Consider the following 16,615-nt stretch of genomic DNA (forward strand, 5'->3'; position numbering starts at 1 on the left):
AAAATGCGTAATTTATAGTCATAAACTAGCGAATTTATGATGCTACAACAGCTACCTATCGACGCATTTGTTCATTATTTTGGTGAGAATCTTGAGTCGTCCCACCAAGAATACTACTGGCCAGTTGGCCAGTCAGGAAAGAGCCAAGCTGAACTATTAATTCCTGAATTTAAGTGGCACACACCATCTGGTGGATCCGATGAATGCATTGCGCTGAAGCATCATCTAACTGCTAAATGGGAAACAGCTGACTTACCAGAAAGACGTTTACTTGCCCGCTGGATTGTGGCCGGTTGGGGCGGTGTCCGTACAAATAGGGAAGAGACACTAGAGGCTCATTTAGCCATGAGTTTAGATGAAAACAGCAATAAGCCACTTAAAGGCGTAGCTAGCTACTCCAAAATACTGTCAGTTGTTGACTGTAAGAAGTATGCTATTTATGACGCTCGCGTGGCGGCCTGTTTGAACGCTGTACAGTTATATACAGAAGCGAAGAGCCCAGTGTTCTTTCGCTACATTCCCAGCCGCAATGGCGAATTCAAATCGTATGGTCGGGAAGATAATTTCATAAAAATTTTCTCGAAAGAAACGCTCGTTGGCACGAAGAAAGAGATAGCCAGTGGAATCCGGAAATGGACTGAAGTTGAGCCAGATCATACTTATTCAACCTACCTTCACCTACTTAACACCATGAAGAAATACTTCCCTGGTAAAGAACTATATCATTTCGAGATGGCTCTGTTTAGTGCAGCTCCTTTCCTTTGTGCTGAACTGGCTAAAAAGCATTATGCCCGCCTATAGCTTGATTAATTCAATTTATCCCGTTCCCTCTATTCCTAACCAATCTCCCCATGCGCTTCCTGCTTTCACCGGCATTACTGATCGCCTCACTCACGGTGGCTCTTTCCCAACCGTATAAACTGGCCGACACCAAATCACCGGCAACGGTGGGTATCAATGCCGATCGCCTGCAACGGATTGACCGCGTGCTGAAAGAATATGTCGATCAGGGAAAGCAGGCGGGCATTGTGGCGCTGGTGGTTCGGAACGGGCAGGTCGTCTACCATAAAGCCTTCGGCGAGAACGGGACGACTACCAAAGCACCACTCCAGCGGGATGCCATCATGCGTATTGCCTCGCAGACCAAAGCAATTACCAGTGTGGCTGTGATGATGTTGTACGAAGAGGGTCGTTTTCTGCTCGATGACCCTGTCTCGAAATACATTCCAGCCTTTAAAAAACCAGTCGTGCTCGATACCTTCAACGAAAAAGACACGACCTACACGACGAAACCAGCCCGGAGCGAAATCACTATTCGGCAACTGCTTACCCACACATCCGGCTTAAGTTACGCAGGTATTGGCACCAAAGAAGCCGTTGCCATTTACGCCAAAGCAGGCATTCCGAGCGGCATCGGCACGCCCATGTACAGCCTGTCGGCAACCATGCCGGCCCTGGCGAAACTGCCGTTGGTGAATCAGCCCGGCGAAAAGTGGACCTACAGCCTGAGCACCGACGTACTGGGCTATTTCGTTGAGGTCATCTCAGGCCAATCGCTCGACCAGTTTTTTCGTACCCGTATTTTTGAACCGCTGGGCATGAACGATACATACTTCTACCTGCCGGCCAGTAAAGCATCTCGCCTTGCAACACTCTATACGGAAGTGCCAGCGACGAGAGCCGTTGTACCGATGCCCGTACAGCCGGGGGGCATTTCGGGCGATTATCCCACTAAAGCAGGTACGTATTACTCGGGCGGGGCGGGCCTCTCATCAACGGCTTACGACTATGCGGTTTTTTTGCAAATGATGCTGAACGGCGGCGAATATGGTGGTAAGCGCTTATTGGCGCCAGCCACGGTACACCTGATCACCCAGAACCAGATTGGTGCGCTGAACGTGGGTGACAATAAATTTGGCCTTGGCTTTGAAATTGCTACCGAAAAAGCCGCCGCTAAACTTCCTGTATCGGTTGGTATTTTCAGTTGGGGCGGGTTTTTCGGCACCAGCTACTGGGCCGATCCTGAAAAAGGTATTATTGGTGTCATCATGACCCAGAAATCCCCAAACTCCTACGGCGACCTGAACGACAAGTTCCGGGTGCTGGTGTATCAGGCGCTGGAGAAATAGTTTACTGTTGCGCTGCTGATCTACCAGACTTTGGGTTAGCAGCGCAACAGTAAACTATTTCTCCTCCCCGTTAATTTTTCCTAATTCATATCTCGCACACGATTGCCTACAGGCGCTCGTTGAGTGAAAAAGGCTATTTTTGTTCGATGGCGCGTAAGAAAAAAAATGTGGGGGCCTACCCAACCGGCCGAATCCTGTTCAGTCTGACGCTGGCCCTGCTCCTGATTGGTGCCTGTGGGCTGCTGGCGATCCAGTCGAAACGGCTGGTTACCAATGTTCGGGAGGGTAATGAGGTACGGACTTTTCTGGATAACGATCTGGATTCGACAGACCGGCTGAAACTGGCCTCCGTCATTGCCAGTCAGCCGTTTGTGGTCATTACGGCGGGGCAGCCGCAACTCAGGTACGTGTCGAAAGAAGAGGCGGCCAAAGAATTTATTGCTGAAACGAAGGAAGACTTTACCCAGTTTCTGACCGATAACCCGCTCCACGCGAGCTACCGGATTCGTCTTCGGGAAGATTACTTTGCCGAAGACAAACTGAAGGAAGTAAAAGCCAGTCTGGAAAAGATGGAAGGTGTTTTCGAGGTCGTTTACCCCGAAAATATGGTCGACAATATCAACCGGAACATCACCAAAATTTATGCCGTCATGGCCGTATTTGCGCTGGTATTACTGATCATCATTGTCGTTCTGATGAACAACACGATTCGGTTGGCGTTGTATTCGCAACGGCTGCTGATTCGGAGTATGCAACTGGTGGGGGCAACAAACGGCTTTATTACCCGCCCGTTTCTGACACGCGGTTTAACGCAGGGGTTTATGGCCGGTATTATTGCGGCTATCGTTTTGTTCATTGGCTGGTATGCTGCTGTATTGAGTTTACCTGAGTTGAGCACCCTTACCGACGCCATGCAACTGCTTATGCTGGCGGGTGGGTTGATCGTTCTCGGGATGATCATTGGCTTGTTAAGTACCCTACAGGCCGTTCATCGGTACCTGGACCTCTCGCTCGACGAGTTATACTAATCGTAGTTCGCGTTACCTGTTCGGCGTTTGACGTTGCTTATTCGTCCGAAACAGATGATGACACATTCAACAGTTCAATCGTTTATTATTATGGAATCTGTTCGCCCAAAATCGCCTAAAGCTGCGCCCGCTACGGGTATTCCAACTCCGATCCCGGCCAAGCCCACGCCCTCGTATGTGCCTGCAATGCCGTTCGGGAAGGTTAATTTCCAGCTGATGATTGCCGGTATCGTAACGATCCTCGTTGGCTTCTTTATCATGACGATCGATACTGAACCGTTCGGGTTTGGCTTCTTCGGCCTCACACTCGGTCCGCTGATCGTAGCCGCAGGGTTCGTCATCGAATTCTTCGCCATTCTGAAAAAACCAGCGGAATCGGCCAGTTAAGTGGTCTTTAGTCACCCGTTTGGGGAACACAAAGTGAGTAGCCTGGTTAGGCCGCTCGCTTTGTGTTCCCTTTTTTTGTAGGTAGCCGGTTCTGTTCATTGTAGCTTTGCGCCCGGTTCAACCAGCCATCCTATTTGTCCTCTATCGCTCACTTGCCTTCAACCATCCCCCACTGCTGCTATTTCTATGAGTTTGTTCCATGCCATTATGCTGGCCATCATTGAAGGCCTGACTGAGTTTCTACCCGTGTCGTCGACCGGACACATGATTATTTATTCATCACTGGCTGGTATCAGTAGCGACGAGTTCACCAAGCTTTATACCGTCGATATTCAGTTTGGCTGCATCCTGTCAGTGTTAGTCCTCTATTACCGTCGTTTTCTGCGCGACACACGTACCCGTGCCGACATGGCCTGGTACAACGCGCTCCCAGACTTTGCACAGAAGCTGGTTAGCCCCGTTTCAGGGCAACTTGATTTCTACCTGAAATTGCTGGTCGCTTTCCTGCCCGCCGCTGTCATTGGCTTTCTACTCAACGATTTCATCGATAGCCTACTCGAAAACGTGGTAGTAGTGGCTATTTCACTCGTGATTGGTGGCGTCATCCTGGTATTCATCGACCGGATCATCGAGAAACAGGTTGACCGTGATAACGATATTACATTCCCCGAAGCCCTCAAGGTTGGTTTCTTTCAGTGTATCGCCATGGTCCCCGGCGTTTCGCGCTCAGCGGCCACGATCATTGGCGGAATGACCCAGGGACTGACACGCCAGCAGGCGGCCGAATTTTCATTTTTCCTGGCGGTGCCAACCATGGCGGCGGCGTCGGGTTATAAGCTCCTGAAAACGTACAAACTCCTGCAACCCGCTGACTATCAGACCTTGCTGATTGGGAATGGCATTGCCTTTCTGGTGGGGCTGCTAGCTATTCGGGGATTTGTCGGTTTCCTGAACAAGTATGGCTTCAAAGTCTTCGGTTACTACCGCATCATTGTTGGCCTGGCTATACTTGGGCTACTGGCCGCCGGGGTGAAAATCGACATTCTGTAAATCAGTTGATCGCCCAGTCGCAGAGGGAAACGCAAGGGCGCCAAAGGCACTTTTTCGTTTGGTTGCGTCATTGCGATTCCCTTTGCGACCTGGCGGTTGAACAACCTATGGATCCAAACCAACCCGCTCCCGACCCCGGTCAACTCATTCTGATCGACAAACCGCGCGAATGGACATCGTTCGACGTGGTTAACAAGATACGCAGGGCCTGTAAGATCAAGAAGATCGGACATGCCGGCACGCTGGATCCGCTGGCTACGGGCCTGCTGATATTGTGTACCGGCAAGATGACCAAGCAGATCGACAGCTACCAGGCACAGGAGAAAGAGTACACAGGTACGTTGGTGCTGGGCAAAACCACACCTTCCGTCGATCTGGAAACAGACTTCGATGGGGAGTTCGACACGTCGGGCATTACGCATGAGCAGGTACGTGCCGCCGCCGCCCAGCTGACGGGTGAGATCCAGCAGATTCCGCCTATCTACTCCGCGATTCGGGTCAATGGCGAACGGCTCTACGAACGGGCACGACGGGGCGAAACGGCCGATCAGGTTGAGGGCGGGATTAAAAGCCGCACAGTCACTGTCTCAACGTTCAACGTAATGACGAATGATTTCCCGGTGATCGACTTCCGAATTGTCTGTTCGAAAGGGACTTACATCCGCAGTCTGGTACGTGATTTAGGCCTGTTGCTCCATAATGGCGCGTACATGTCTGTGCTGCGCCGTACCCGCATCGGCGAATTCGATGTGAAAGAGGCTTATACTGTTGAGGGGTTCATTGACCACTATTTAAACGGGTCATCAGGTGGTCAGTAGTTGAGCTTGTCAGTAAGCAGTTACTCGTGGCAACACTTAACTGTTTACTGACAAGGAATGACCACCCAAGGATACTAACTGACATTGTCTTATTATGATCGTCCATCGCGGCATCGACAGCTTATCGCCTCTCCCCTACGCCGTTGTTACGAGCGGCACCTTTGACGGGGTTCATCTGGGGCACCAGACCATTCTCACGCGTCTCAACGAAGTGGCACGCGCGCACCCTGACGGGCAATCGGTGGTGATGACCTACTGGCCTCATCCACGCACGGTGGTGTCTAACGATAGCCAGGACTTGCGTCTGCTGAGTACGCTGGACGAGAAAATTGACTTGCTGGAACAGGCAGGTGTTGACCACCTGGTCGTGATTCCGTTCACCCGGGCCTTCTCGCAACTTAGTTCGGAAGAGTTTATTCAGCAGGTACTGGTTGATCGACTGGGTACGAAGAAACTGGTGATTGGCTACGATCATCGGTTCGGCCGTGACCGCGAGGGTGGCTTCGATTATATTCAGGCGCATCAGGCCGACTATGGTTTTGAAGTCGAAGAAATACCCCGGCAGGATATTGAAGCCGTCGGTATTAGTTCATCGAAGATCAGAACCGCCCTGATCGAAGGCAATATCGACGCAGCCAATCGCTTTCTGGGCCGCCCCTATTCACTGACAGGTACGATTGTGAAAGGTCGTCAGCTTGGCCGCACGATCGGCTTCCCCACGGCCAATCTACAGGTTGATGATGCCGTGAAGCTGATCCCGGCCAATGGCGTCTATGTCGTCGATGTGATCCAGGGCGGACAAACGCTGGGGGGCATGTTGAACATCGGTTTCCGGCCTACTGTGGCGGGTGAGCACCAGACGATCGAAACGCACATTTTCGATTTCAGTAAAGACATCTACGGTGAGCACATGACTCTGCAATTCAGGGCTTTTCTCCGCCCCGAGCAGAAATTCAACGGCTTACCCGCCTTAGTAGAACAGCTCCAACAAGACGAGCAACAGGCGCGGCTGGAATTGAAACACTGATGTTGTCTTGCTTCGCGTTGCAGGCTTCGCGAGCTAGACAACACCGGTGTATACAATCAGGCGTATACCTGCTCATAGTACTCCTGCGCCATACGGTCGGCGCCAAAGTAGGCGAGTACATCGGTCAGGCTTTGGCTTACCAATGCCTGCCAGTCGGCTGGGTGGTCGTAATACACAGGCAGAATCTGGTGTTCCAGCAGATCGAAAAAACCGTCCCGGTCGTGTGCGTCACGTACGTCGGCAGTGGCCTGAGGGTCGGCTTCCGGTACAATGAAGCTGTTCACGTTTGGCTTCGCAAATTCGCAAATCCAGCCATCGTTGGTCGATAGGTTGATGGCTCCATTCATAGCGGCTGTCATACCCGACGTACCCGAGGCTTCACGAGGGACAACCGGTGTGTTTAACCACACATCAGCCCCATCTTTCAACGCCTTCGATAAAGCCAGTTCGTAACCCGTCAGCACAGCCATGTTCGGATGCAGGTGACTCCGGTAATGCAGTTTGTTGAAGTTCTGTTTAGCCCCTTCGTCAAACGGATACGGTTTCCCGGCCCAAATGATTTGGATCGGATAGTTCGGGTTATTCAGCAAACGCATAAACCGTTCCTCATCGTGAAGCAACAGGTCAGGTCGTTTATAGGCCGCAAACCGACGTGCCCAAACGATGGTCAGCACCGTGGGATCGAACAGTTTTCCCGCCTGATCAGCAATGATGTTCAATAGCGGTTGTTTCATTGCCCGCTTTCGCCTTGCCATGCCTTCAGCATCTTTATGGCGGTATGCTTCGGCCAGTTGGGTGTCGGCCCAATACCGATGATTCTGGGCGTTGGTTACGTGTTTAATCTCGCATATATCCGGGTATTGTCCCCACATTTTGCGGGCTACTTCTCCGTGCAGTTTCGATACGCCATTGGCCCGGCGCGCCATACGTAAGGCGGCCAGCGAATGGTTGAACACATCGTCGTGAATACCCGTCAGTTCACGCACGTCGGCCAGCGACAAACCGCCAAAAAAACTCATGTTATCCAGAAAATGGATGTTATGCTTCTCATTACCAGCCTCTTCCGGTGTATGTGTTGTGAAAACGATCCGCTCCCGAAGTGTCTCTTTCGACTTACCAAACTGCTGGTACAGATGGAATGCGGCCGACACGGCATGGGCTTCGTTGAAATGATATACATCCGGGCTGTACTCAATTTCGTCCAGAAATTTAGCGCCACCCAGCCCCAACACCATACACTGTGCCACCTTAAGGCTAGGGTCATTATCATAGAGCCGGTATGAGATTGACCGGGCTTGCTCATCGTTCCCGTCCACGTCGGTAGTCAGAAAAAACATAGGAACGGTATTGAAGTGCTTCGGGTCCAGATAAAAGGCCCGTACCCAGATTGGCCGTCCGAAGACGTTGATCGTGAAGTAAGCCCCCGTGTCTTGCAGAAACGAGTAGATCTTCTCCCGAAAAAGAACGCCCATTGAGTTGTCGGGCATACGTACCTGATCGTAGTAGCCCTGTTTCCAGAGCATGCCAACACCAATCAGATTCTGCTTCAGGTCAGCGGCGCTTTTCATGTGCGACCCAGCCAGAAAACCCAATCCGCCCGAATAGGTCTTCAAGGCCTGATCAACAGCGAATTCCATCGAGAAATAAGCCACCGACGTAGAAAAACGAGGATCAAAACTGTATGGGTGCTGGAAAGCAGCAGGTAAGGTAGTTGCCATAGATTACCGTTGGGAATAAACAATAAAGGAATGCGCTAACGGGCCTGGGTCTAACGCGAAAGGGCCCAACAAGTTCGCCTGTTGACATCGATTGTCTGAGCGAATCGTGTTGGACCCTTTACGTTGACTGCTTCATTGTCGGTACCTAAGCCAGTACTTTACTAACTGCTTCCTGTACACCATCATAGGCTTTTCCGGCCTTGTACTTCGCTTTCCCGTATTGGTACCTGTACTTCAGCTTATCAAGCTCAGGTACGTTCCGATAAATCGCCGCCAGGGCAATGCCCGTCACGGCAATAGCCGCCAGACTTAGACCGATCGTCCAGGCTGATTCCTTGCTCTCCTCAGCGACTTGCTCTTTGGGTGTATTCAAGGTTCGCATCTGACCGGCCAGCATCGCTTGCGGCGCTACATAGGCCATCATTTCAGTCACTTTATTTTTCACACCGCCGGGTACTACTTTGGCCTTACCAGCCATCAGTCCTTCGTAACCATCCCTGGCTACCATCGCAGCATCGTCGAGTATATCCGTTGCCAGGGTATTGGCCGCACCAGCTTTATTGAAAAAATCGGTATCGGTAGCGTTGGGCATCAGCGCCGTAATCGTCACGTTGGTGTCTTTCAACTCGTTCACCAGCGACTGCGTCAGATTCCAGATGTATGACTTCGTAGCCGCGTAGACCGCCTGTAGGGGAAACGGAGTGATGGAAACCAATGAAGCCAGATTCAGGATCTTCCCTTCGTTCCTCGCCACCATGTCTTTCAAAAACAACTTGGTCATCAGTGTGGTCGTCAGCACGTTCAGGTGGATCAGCGATTTCTCAGCTTCCCAATCCGTTTCGTTGGCAAACTTCCCGTAGGTCGACACGCCGGCGTCATTCACCAGCACATCGACCGTGATGCCCTTCGCTTTTACCTGATCGTAAACATCCTGCGCGGCATTTTCTTCCGACAGATCCTTACCAATAACCGTAACGCTTTCAGTGCCGTAGTTCAACTCGAACACTTCGCTCAGGCGGTGCAGTGTTTCTTCGCTGCGGGCAACCAGAACGAGATTGAACCCATCCTGGGCAAATAATTTGGCCAATTCCTGACCTATTCCACTCGACGCCCCTGTAATGAGGGCAGTTTTGCCGGTTCCTTTTTTCTGATTCATAACGTTGATGTGTAGTACCGAAACGGTCCGCCGCTGCGGCGCTAGCTTCGGTAAGAGATAATTGCTTGAACTACCGAAGCTGGAGCCGCAGCGGCGGACCGTTTCGGTACTACAGATTATTGTCTATTTGGCCGCCCAAAGAAGTAGTTGATGCCAAAGCGAAAACGCCCACCTTTGTTGCGGCCCGCCAAGGCATCAGTCTGGCTGAAATAATTGCTTTCGAGAGCCAGTTCAGCACCTAGATTACGCCGGATCCAAAGCATGGTTCCGATTTCGAGGTTGACACTTTGATACCTGGCTTTCTGATCCGCGCCGATATTGCTCGAGTGTTCGGTGCCAAAATTGTAGCCTACGCCACCAAACCCGCTGATGCGCGTACGGAATGGGTAATACCGGAGGAAAACGCCCGTCTGATTGGCCCGGTAGCTTGTGTTGAGGCGGCTGTCGAAGCTGAACTGAAGACCAGCCATCAGACCCGTGTTGAAGAAGTAGCCAGCACGGGGCGAAAAGGCCAGGTACGTTCCACTACCCGATCCGGTACCGAACCCAAGTGAGGCAGCACCCATGATGCTTCCTTTTTGAAACCAGGTGAGTTGATTCTGTTCCTGATACGACCGGCTTTCTTCATATTCTTCCCGGACTTTCACTTTGGCCTTGTCGGTCGCCTGATTCACATCCTGCTTCACTTCGTCGGCTTTTTGGTTAATCCGTTCGCGCCGGGAAGCAGAATCGGGCGGGGTACGGGTGTCCTGGGCAAAGCCGCTTGCCGTACAAACGGCAATAAGGGCGGCGGCGTAAAGAATCGTTTTCATCGTTGAGTTGAGTAAAGTAATTTCTCTACTAACCAAGTAGAGTCCGTTTGGTTTGGCTTAAAAAGTTTCAGGTTCCAGGTTTCAGGTTCCAGGTTTCATGTTTCAAGTGCTCCGCTGATCAACTAATGGTGAGTCAGCGGAGCACTTGAAACATGAAACCTGGAACTTGAAACCTGAAACCTGGAACCTGAAACCTGAAACTTCAGCCTTAAAACAGGACTCTACCCTACTTCTTTCAAACGGGCCAGTAGCTTACCGACCTGTTCGGCAGAGGTGGCCGGGAAATTGGCGATACGGATCTGCCCGTCTTTGAACTTGCCGTAGCCACTACCCACAATCATACCTGCTTCTTTCACAGCGGCCATAACGTCGGCCGCCGGGCGGGTCGTTTCGGCCACGATGACCGTCTGCGACCGGTGGCGTTCTTCTTTCACAAAGGGCGTGTACCCATCGTTCGACTCCAGAAAACGATAAATCTGTTTGGCCCGCTCTTCCGTTTGGCGTCGAATGGCTGCAATACCCGTCCGATTCATATCGGCAGCTATTTTACCCAGCAGGTAAATGAACAGCACATTCGGCGTGGCGGGGGTTTCAAACGTCTCGTAGTGTTTCTTCAGCACGGGCAGCGTATGATGCGCACCAATGGTCATCGACTCGTACTGTTGCAACCGCTCTGCTTTTTCCAGACAGGCCTCGTTGGCAATCCAGACCCCTAAACCAGCCGGCATACCAAAGGCTTTCTGTACCGAAAAGAACGCCGAATCGACCAGCGAAAAATCGAGATCAGGGTACGGAGCCGACGACACCATATCCACACAAAACAGCTTTTTGCTGTATTTCCGCTTGAGCTTATGAATCTCCGTTGGCCGAAACTGCACCCCCGACGAGGTTTCGTTGTGGGTGATGGCTACTAGTTCGGCATAATCAGGCACGTCGATTTCGGCCGTATCGAACCCCTGGCCAAACGGCTTTTCGTTGATGTGAGCAAACTTGTGCAGGCCTAGCGCATAATCATAAAACTTACGCGAGAATGACCCATTCACCAGGTGAAAGCTCTCGTGTTCGACACAGTTGAGCAGCACACGTTCCCAAACTTCAGAGGCCGACCCGGTAAAATAGATTCCGTGTGTTGCCGGTATGTTCAGCAGGGCGCGCAGTTGCTCATCGGTATACCGGTAGATATCCCGAAACCGCTGACTTCGGTGCGAAATAGAACCAATCTGTTCGTCCAGCGCCGCTTGCAGGTGCTGGCTAAAGGTCGGATACAACTCTGCCGGACCAGGCGTGAAGTAAGTGTTGCTCATATGCGGGGAGGAAAGGGAGGAGGGAGAAAAGGAGGAGAGGACTTTACACAGGCGTATGCGCTGCTAACGGAGCATCTCTTTCTTCCTTTTCTCCCTCCTCCCTTTCCTCCTTTTTAGTATAACAATCTGAATCGAATCGTGTTGTCAATGTCTTTCAGTTCCTGAACAACCTCGTCAGCATAATCTTTCGAGATGTCGGAGATAACGTACCCAATGGTTTCGTTGGTCTTCAGATACTGCCCCTGAATGTTAATATGATATTTAGCAAATATGTTGTTCATCTTTGCCAGGATGCCAGGTACGTTGGCATGGATATGCAGCAGCCGGTGCGAATCGTGCAGGAGCGGCAACTGCAACTCAGGGAAGTTTACGCTGCCGTAGGTGCTTCCGTTGTTCATGTAGCTCACTAATTTTCCCGGCACAAACTGACCAATGTTGAATTGGGCCTCTTCGGTGCTTCCACCCACGTGGGGCGTCAGTATGACGTTTGGCAGGCCACGCAGTTCATTGACAAACGCTTCGTTGTTGGTCTTTGGCTCATATGGAAACACGTCAATACCGGCCCCGGCCACTTTCCCGGATTTAATGGCATCAACCAGTGCCGGAATATCCACGATATGGCCGCGCGAGAGGTTCATGAAAATGACACCCTGTTTCATCAGCCCGAATTCACGGGCACCAATCAGGTTGGTGTTTTCCTTCCGCCCATCGGTGTGGAGGCTGATCACATCTGAAACGGCCAGTAGCTCATCCAGACTCTGGCATTTACGGGCGTTGCCCAGCGCCAGCTTATCCACCCCATCGTAGAAGTACACTTCCATGCCCAGTGCCTCAGCCACCACCGACAGCTGCGTACCGATGTTGCCGTATCCGACGAGGCCGAGTTTCTTGCCACGTACCTCAAAGCTGTTCAATGCCGATTTGTCCCAAACGCCTGCATGCATTTTATTGCTTTTCGGCACAATACCGCGAATGAGCATGATCATTTCGCCGACTGCCAGTTCCACGACCGACCGGGTGTTGCTGTACGGCGCGTTGAACACAGCCACACCTTTTTCGGTAGCAGCAGTCAGATCGATCTGATTGGTGCCGATGCAGAACGCGCCGATGGTCATCAGCTTGGGTGAGTTTTCGAGAACCCGGCGCGTTACGTTCGTTTTCGAGCGAATGCCGAGAATATGAACGCCCTGCAACGCCTCGATCAGCTCATCTTCGTCGAGGGCGCCTTTGCGGATATCGAGGCTGAAACCTTCTTTTTCGAGCAGGCTAACCGCAATGGGGTGCACGTTTTCGAGCAGGAGCACTTTAATCCGGCTCTTGGGGTATGACTGGCTACGGCTCAATTTATTATCGAATAAAAATTCATCCAGCGATGCCGCAATGTGGTCGGCCTTAGCCACCACTTTGGGGCGCGTTACGTTTTCCGTAAAAGCATAAAACCGGTTGGCCAGGCCCGACTCCCGAATCTCGTAATCGGTATAGCCATCGCCGATGACATACACATCACCGTCGAAATTCAGTTCTTTGATCAGCTTCACCTTGCCTTTGTCCTGCGACAGCGGGTTGGCTTCATCACAGCCTACAATACGCCCTTCTTCATCGAACTCAAACGTGTTGGCATACACGTTCTCGGCTTTGATACCCAGCGCCGTCACGATGGGCACGATAAACTCTTTGAAGCCGCTCGACACGATAAAGATCTGATTGGCATGCTCGGTCAGGAAAGCCTGATTGCGCTGAAATGAATCAGACACCATCGTCGACAGCCGTTCAATCAGAGCGGGTAGCTGATCGCGATGGGCGTTCAGTAATTTCAGGCGCATCTGAATGGATTGCGCCAGTGATAGCTCGCCCGACATGCCCCGGTCCGTAATCGTTTTGATCTGATCGAGCACCCCGTCGCGGTCGGGTCGGCCCGACAGTGAGATTTCGCCCAGAATATCCAGCGCCTCTACTTTGGTGAAGGTGCTATCGAAATCGATAACGTAAAAGGTTTGATCAGCAAGCGTTTGCGTAGTCATCAGCAAGAGAAATTAGTAATCAGGATAGTGTATACAGCGATCAAGTATTGAATTGTGGTCAGTACCAGACTGACTCTTGCGATGAAGTGTTGGGCCGCTAGCCAAGCGATTGCGTTAGAAACTGAAGCACTCGCTCTTCGGCGTAATTCGGTGCCTGTAAACCGCTGGCCGACGGGAAGCCACAATGGCCACCCTGTTTTGGAAACTCCATCCAAACGCAGGTGAGTTCCTTTGCTAAAGCCGTTGGAAAGCATTCAGGGGACAAAAATGGGTCATTCTGCGCATTCAGGACTAATGTAGGCACAGTTATTTTCGGCAAAAAAAGCAGTGAGCTGTTCCGGGTATAGTAATCGGTTACGCCCGCAAAACCGTGTAGGGGGGCCGTAATGAGGTCATCGAATTCCCGAAGCGAGCGAATCCGGCTCAGATCGGTAGCCCGGATCGCCTCAGGCAACGTACCTGTTTTCAGCTTTACTTTTTCTTTGAGCGTTTTCTGAAAGCGGCGGTTATATACCATACTGTCCCAGGCCTCGAGCCGGTCGGCGGTGGTCATCAGATCGAGCGGCACCGAGATGGCAACAGCCCGTTTAATGGCCGGATTGATAGACGAACCCCGTTCGCCGAGGTACTTGAGCGTGATGTTGCCGCCCGCGCTATAGCCAACCAGATAGATTGTTTCATAACCAGCCGCCAGCGCCTGTTGAGCAACCGTATGCAGGTCGCCTGTTTCGCCAATGTGGTAAAAACGTGCCTGCCGGTTCATCTCGCCCGAACAAGACCGGTAGTGCCAGGCCAAACAATCGAACCCGTGCTGGTTCAACAACCGAACCGTGCCAGCTACGTATTGCCGCGTAGAGTCACCTTCGAGGCCATGCGACAGAATAACCAGCGGATTTTTCACCGACGGCTGTTGCCGGTGCGCTTCACACCAGTCCAGATCCAGAAAATCATCGTCGGCCGTATCGATACGCTGGCGAACGTACCTGACGGGTATTTTCCGAAACAGCGAGGGGATGATGGTCTGTAAATGACCATTCCACAGGTAAGCGGGCGAGCGGTACGAAGAAGGGGCGATCAGCGGCATACCAACAAAAAAGGTCGCTACGAGTGGCGTAGCGACCTGGCAAAGGTACGGTTTATGCGCCGGTTGGCAGGCGTTTCTAGCCGCCAGGCGCTATTTAGGGCCATTGGGTAAGTTGATGAATGGCCGCGACATTAATTTTCCAGAAAGAAATCCGTGCCGCCTTTTTTTACGTATGCGCTGCCGAGCGCATCGGATTAACCTTGCTCCAGCTCGAAATTAGCCGCACAGCATAACACCAGTTTTTGCGTAACTTATTGATTGTCAAAGATATAAATTTACCAAGAAGCATAAACGCGAGGCTTGGCCTTGCATCTTCCTAGCCTTATGCCATCTGTACCAGTTGGCTTGTTATCCGGCTCGCTCTTATCCATATTGCCGATCCTTACTATTTATGACCCATAAGGTCCCCCGACTGGTAGCGCTTACCTACCTACGCTATCTTTACGGAAAATCCCCAGCATCGCCGCATTAACCACCAGTCTAGCATGATTCTTATTGTTGATGACAGACGAGAAAATATTCTTCCTCTGCAGAAGATTCTCGAGCTGCATCGCTTCCAGGTTGACACGGCCGAATCGGGGGAAGAAGCCCTGCGTAAAGTGCTGACCACGGCTTATTCAGTAATTATACTGGACGTACAGATGCCCGACATGGATGGTTTCGAGGTAGCCAGTGCCATCTCTGGTTTCGGCAAAGCCCGCGATACATCCATCATCTTTCTGTCGGCGGTGAATACCGAAAAACGCTTCATTACGCAGGGCTACACGACCGGTGGTGTCGATTACCTGATCAAACCTGTTGATCCTGATATTCTGGTGTTGAAAGTCAAGACGCTCCAGAAACTGTATGAACAGCAACAGGAGCTGCGAGCCACGCAGCAGTCGCTGCGCCAGGAGATCGAGGTTCGGAAACAGGCCGAACTGGCCCTGGCCTCGCAGGTGCAGGACCTTCAGATCGTGCTTGCCTCTATTCCGCAAATGGCCTTCACGGTCTGGCCCTCGGGTCAGATCGAATACGTCAATGCCTACTGGCTGCGCTACACGGGCACCGACACGGCTTTCCCGGAGGCACATCCCGATGATCATTTCTCCGAAGACTGGGAATCCGCGCTAGCCAGTGGCCGGGAAATCACCCGAGAGGTACGGCTGAAAGAAGTGACTACTGGCCAGTACCGCTGTCACCTGCTACGCGCCCTACCCATCCGCAACCACGACCAGCTGGTTCGCTGGATCGGCACGTTCACCGACATCGACGATCAGAAACAGACCGCCGACCGGCTTGAACAGGAAGTTATGCAACGTACCCACGAGCTGATGCTCAATAATGCGGAGCTGGAGCGCACCAACCACGAACTACAGCAGTTTACCTGGGTGGTATCGCACGATTTGAAAGAGCCACTCCGAAAGATCCAGTTTCTAAGTGACCTGATCAAGGAACAGTACCTCACCGACAATCAGGAAGCAAGAACGTACCTGGACCGGTCTATCCGGGCGTCGGCGCGTATGACCAGCCTGATCAACGACCTGCTGGCCTACGCCCAACTGTCGACCCCCGAATTGTTCCAGCCAACCGACCTGAATACCTTGATGGAGGAACTGCTGCTTGATTTCGACGAAAGTATCAGCCGCCAGCAGGCCACCGTTACCGTGGGCCCGTTACCCACACTGGATGCCATTCCGGGGCGGATTCGGCAGGTGTTTCAGAATCTGGTTGGTAATGCCCTCAAGTTCGCCAGACAGAACGTCCCTCCCATCATCAGCATATCGGCCGAACGCATCGAACACAAAGACATCGACAGTCCCGTTTCGCCAACGGGTGCGTATTACCGGCTGGTTGTCGAGGATAATGGCATTGGGTTCAACGAGAAATTTTCGAGCCGCATCTTCGTCCTGTTCCAACGGTTGGATAAAACCAGCGTGGAAGGTACCGGTATTGGCCTGGCCATTGCCAAGAAGAATATCGAAAAACACCATGGGCTCATTTCCGCCAAAAGCAGCGAAGGCGAAGGCGCTCGGTTCCTCCTCGTTCTACCCATTATTCAGCCCAGGCAGGCTTCGGCCTCGCTGACTTTATAGACGTTT

The 16,615-nt window shown here is 52.0% G+C and carries 14 protein-coding genes; 8 read left to right on the top strand and 6 right to left on the bottom strand.

All coding sequences use genetic code 11. The annotated features are described in order from the left end of the window. Positions 1-36: 36 nt before the first annotated feature. The 7 genes from ACAW75_RS08320 to ACAW75_RS08350 all read left to right on the top strand — a co-directional run bounded on the left by ACAW75_RS08320 (position 37) and on the right by ACAW75_RS08350 (position 6,439). Positions 37-801, top strand: a complete 765-nt coding sequence (locus ACAW75_RS08320) for a hypothetical protein (protein WP_370728233.1) — start codon at positions 37-39, stop codon at positions 799-801. A 50-nt stretch (positions 802-851) separates the two neighbouring features. Further along, positions 852-2,129, top strand: coding sequence for a serine hydrolase domain-containing protein (locus tag ACAW75_RS08325; RefSeq protein ID WP_370728234.1), 1,278 nt, complete (start codon positions 852-854; stop codon positions 2,127-2,129). A 146-nt stretch (positions 2,130-2,275) separates the two neighbouring features. Next, complete coding sequence (locus ACAW75_RS08330) at positions 2,276-3,157, top strand: cell division protein FtsX (protein WP_370728235.1); 882 nt, start codon at positions 2,276-2,278, stop codon at positions 3,155-3,157. 90 nt (positions 3,158-3,247) lie between these two features. After that, a complete protein-coding gene (locus ACAW75_RS08335; protein ID WP_370728236.1) occupies positions 3,248-3,544 on the top strand; it encodes a DUF3098 domain-containing protein in 297 nt (98 codons plus the stop codon). 186 nt (positions 3,545-3,730) lie between these two features. Then, the gene (locus ACAW75_RS08340; protein ID WP_370728237.1) at positions 3,731-4,594 is read left to right on the top strand and encodes an undecaprenyl-diphosphate phosphatase; all 864 of its coding nucleotides are present in this window, start codon (positions 3,731-3,733) and stop codon (positions 4,592-4,594) included. A gap of 107 nt (positions 4,595-4,701) precedes the next feature. Next, positions 4,702-5,412, top strand: coding sequence for a tRNA pseudouridine(55) synthase TruB (gene truB, locus ACAW75_RS08345; RefSeq protein ID WP_370728238.1), 711 nt, complete (start codon positions 4,702-4,704; stop codon positions 5,410-5,412). A 94-nt stretch (positions 5,413-5,506) separates the two neighbouring features. Next, positions 5,507-6,439, top strand: a complete 933-nt coding sequence (locus tag ACAW75_RS08350) for a bifunctional riboflavin kinase/FAD synthetase (RefSeq protein WP_370728239.1) — start codon at positions 5,507-5,509, stop codon at positions 6,437-6,439. A 56-nt stretch (positions 6,440-6,495) separates the two neighbouring features. Here ACAW75_RS08350 and glgP read toward each other — a convergent pair whose 3' ends face one another. From glgP to ACAW75_RS08380, 6 genes are all read right to left on the bottom strand, one after another. Next, on the bottom strand, positions 6,496-8,157 hold the full coding sequence (gene glgP / locus ACAW75_RS08355; protein WP_370728240.1) for an alpha-glucan family phosphorylase: 1,662 nt from the start codon (positions 8,155-8,157) through the stop codon (positions 6,496-6,498). Between the two features lie 145 nt (positions 8,158-8,302). After that, the gene (locus ACAW75_RS08360) at positions 8,303-9,313 is read right to left on the bottom strand and encodes an SDR family NAD(P)-dependent oxidoreductase (protein ID WP_370728241.1); all 1,011 of its coding nucleotides are present in this window, start codon (positions 9,311-9,313) and stop codon (positions 8,303-8,305) included. A gap of 116 nt (positions 9,314-9,429) precedes the next feature. Further along, a complete protein-coding gene (locus ACAW75_RS08365) occupies positions 9,430-10,125 on the bottom strand; it encodes a hypothetical protein (protein WP_370728242.1) in 696 nt (231 codons plus the stop codon). Positions 10,126-10,346: 221 nt separating this feature from the next. Further along, entirely contained in the window at positions 10,347-11,429 is a 1,083-nt protein-coding gene (locus tag ACAW75_RS08370; RefSeq protein ID WP_370728243.1) for an aminotransferase class V-fold PLP-dependent enzyme, read from the bottom strand. A 113-nt stretch (positions 11,430-11,542) separates the two neighbouring features. Next, positions 11,543-13,450 carry a phosphoglycerate dehydrogenase gene (gene serA / locus ACAW75_RS08375; RefSeq protein ID WP_370728244.1) on the bottom strand — a complete coding sequence of 636 codons (1,908 nt, stop codon included), beginning with the start codon at positions 13,448-13,450 and terminating at the stop codon, positions 11,543-11,545. 97 nt (positions 13,451-13,547) lie between these two features. Next, positions 13,548-14,534, bottom strand: coding sequence for a YheT family hydrolase (locus ACAW75_RS08380; RefSeq protein WP_370728245.1), 987 nt, complete (start codon positions 14,532-14,534; stop codon positions 13,548-13,550). 485 nt (positions 14,535-15,019) lie between these two features. On the opposite strand from ACAW75_RS08380, the gene ACAW75_RS08385 reads away from it, so the two are divergent. Then, entirely contained in the window at positions 15,020-16,609 is a 1,590-nt protein-coding gene (locus tag ACAW75_RS08385; protein ID WP_370728246.1) for a sensor histidine kinase, read from the top strand. The last annotated feature ends 6 nt before the right edge of the window (positions 16,610-16,615 follow it).

Source organism: Fibrella arboris, from assembly GCF_041321095.1.
Classification (GTDB): Bacteria; Bacteroidota; Bacteroidia; order Cytophagales; family Spirosomataceae; genus Fibrella; species Fibrella arboris.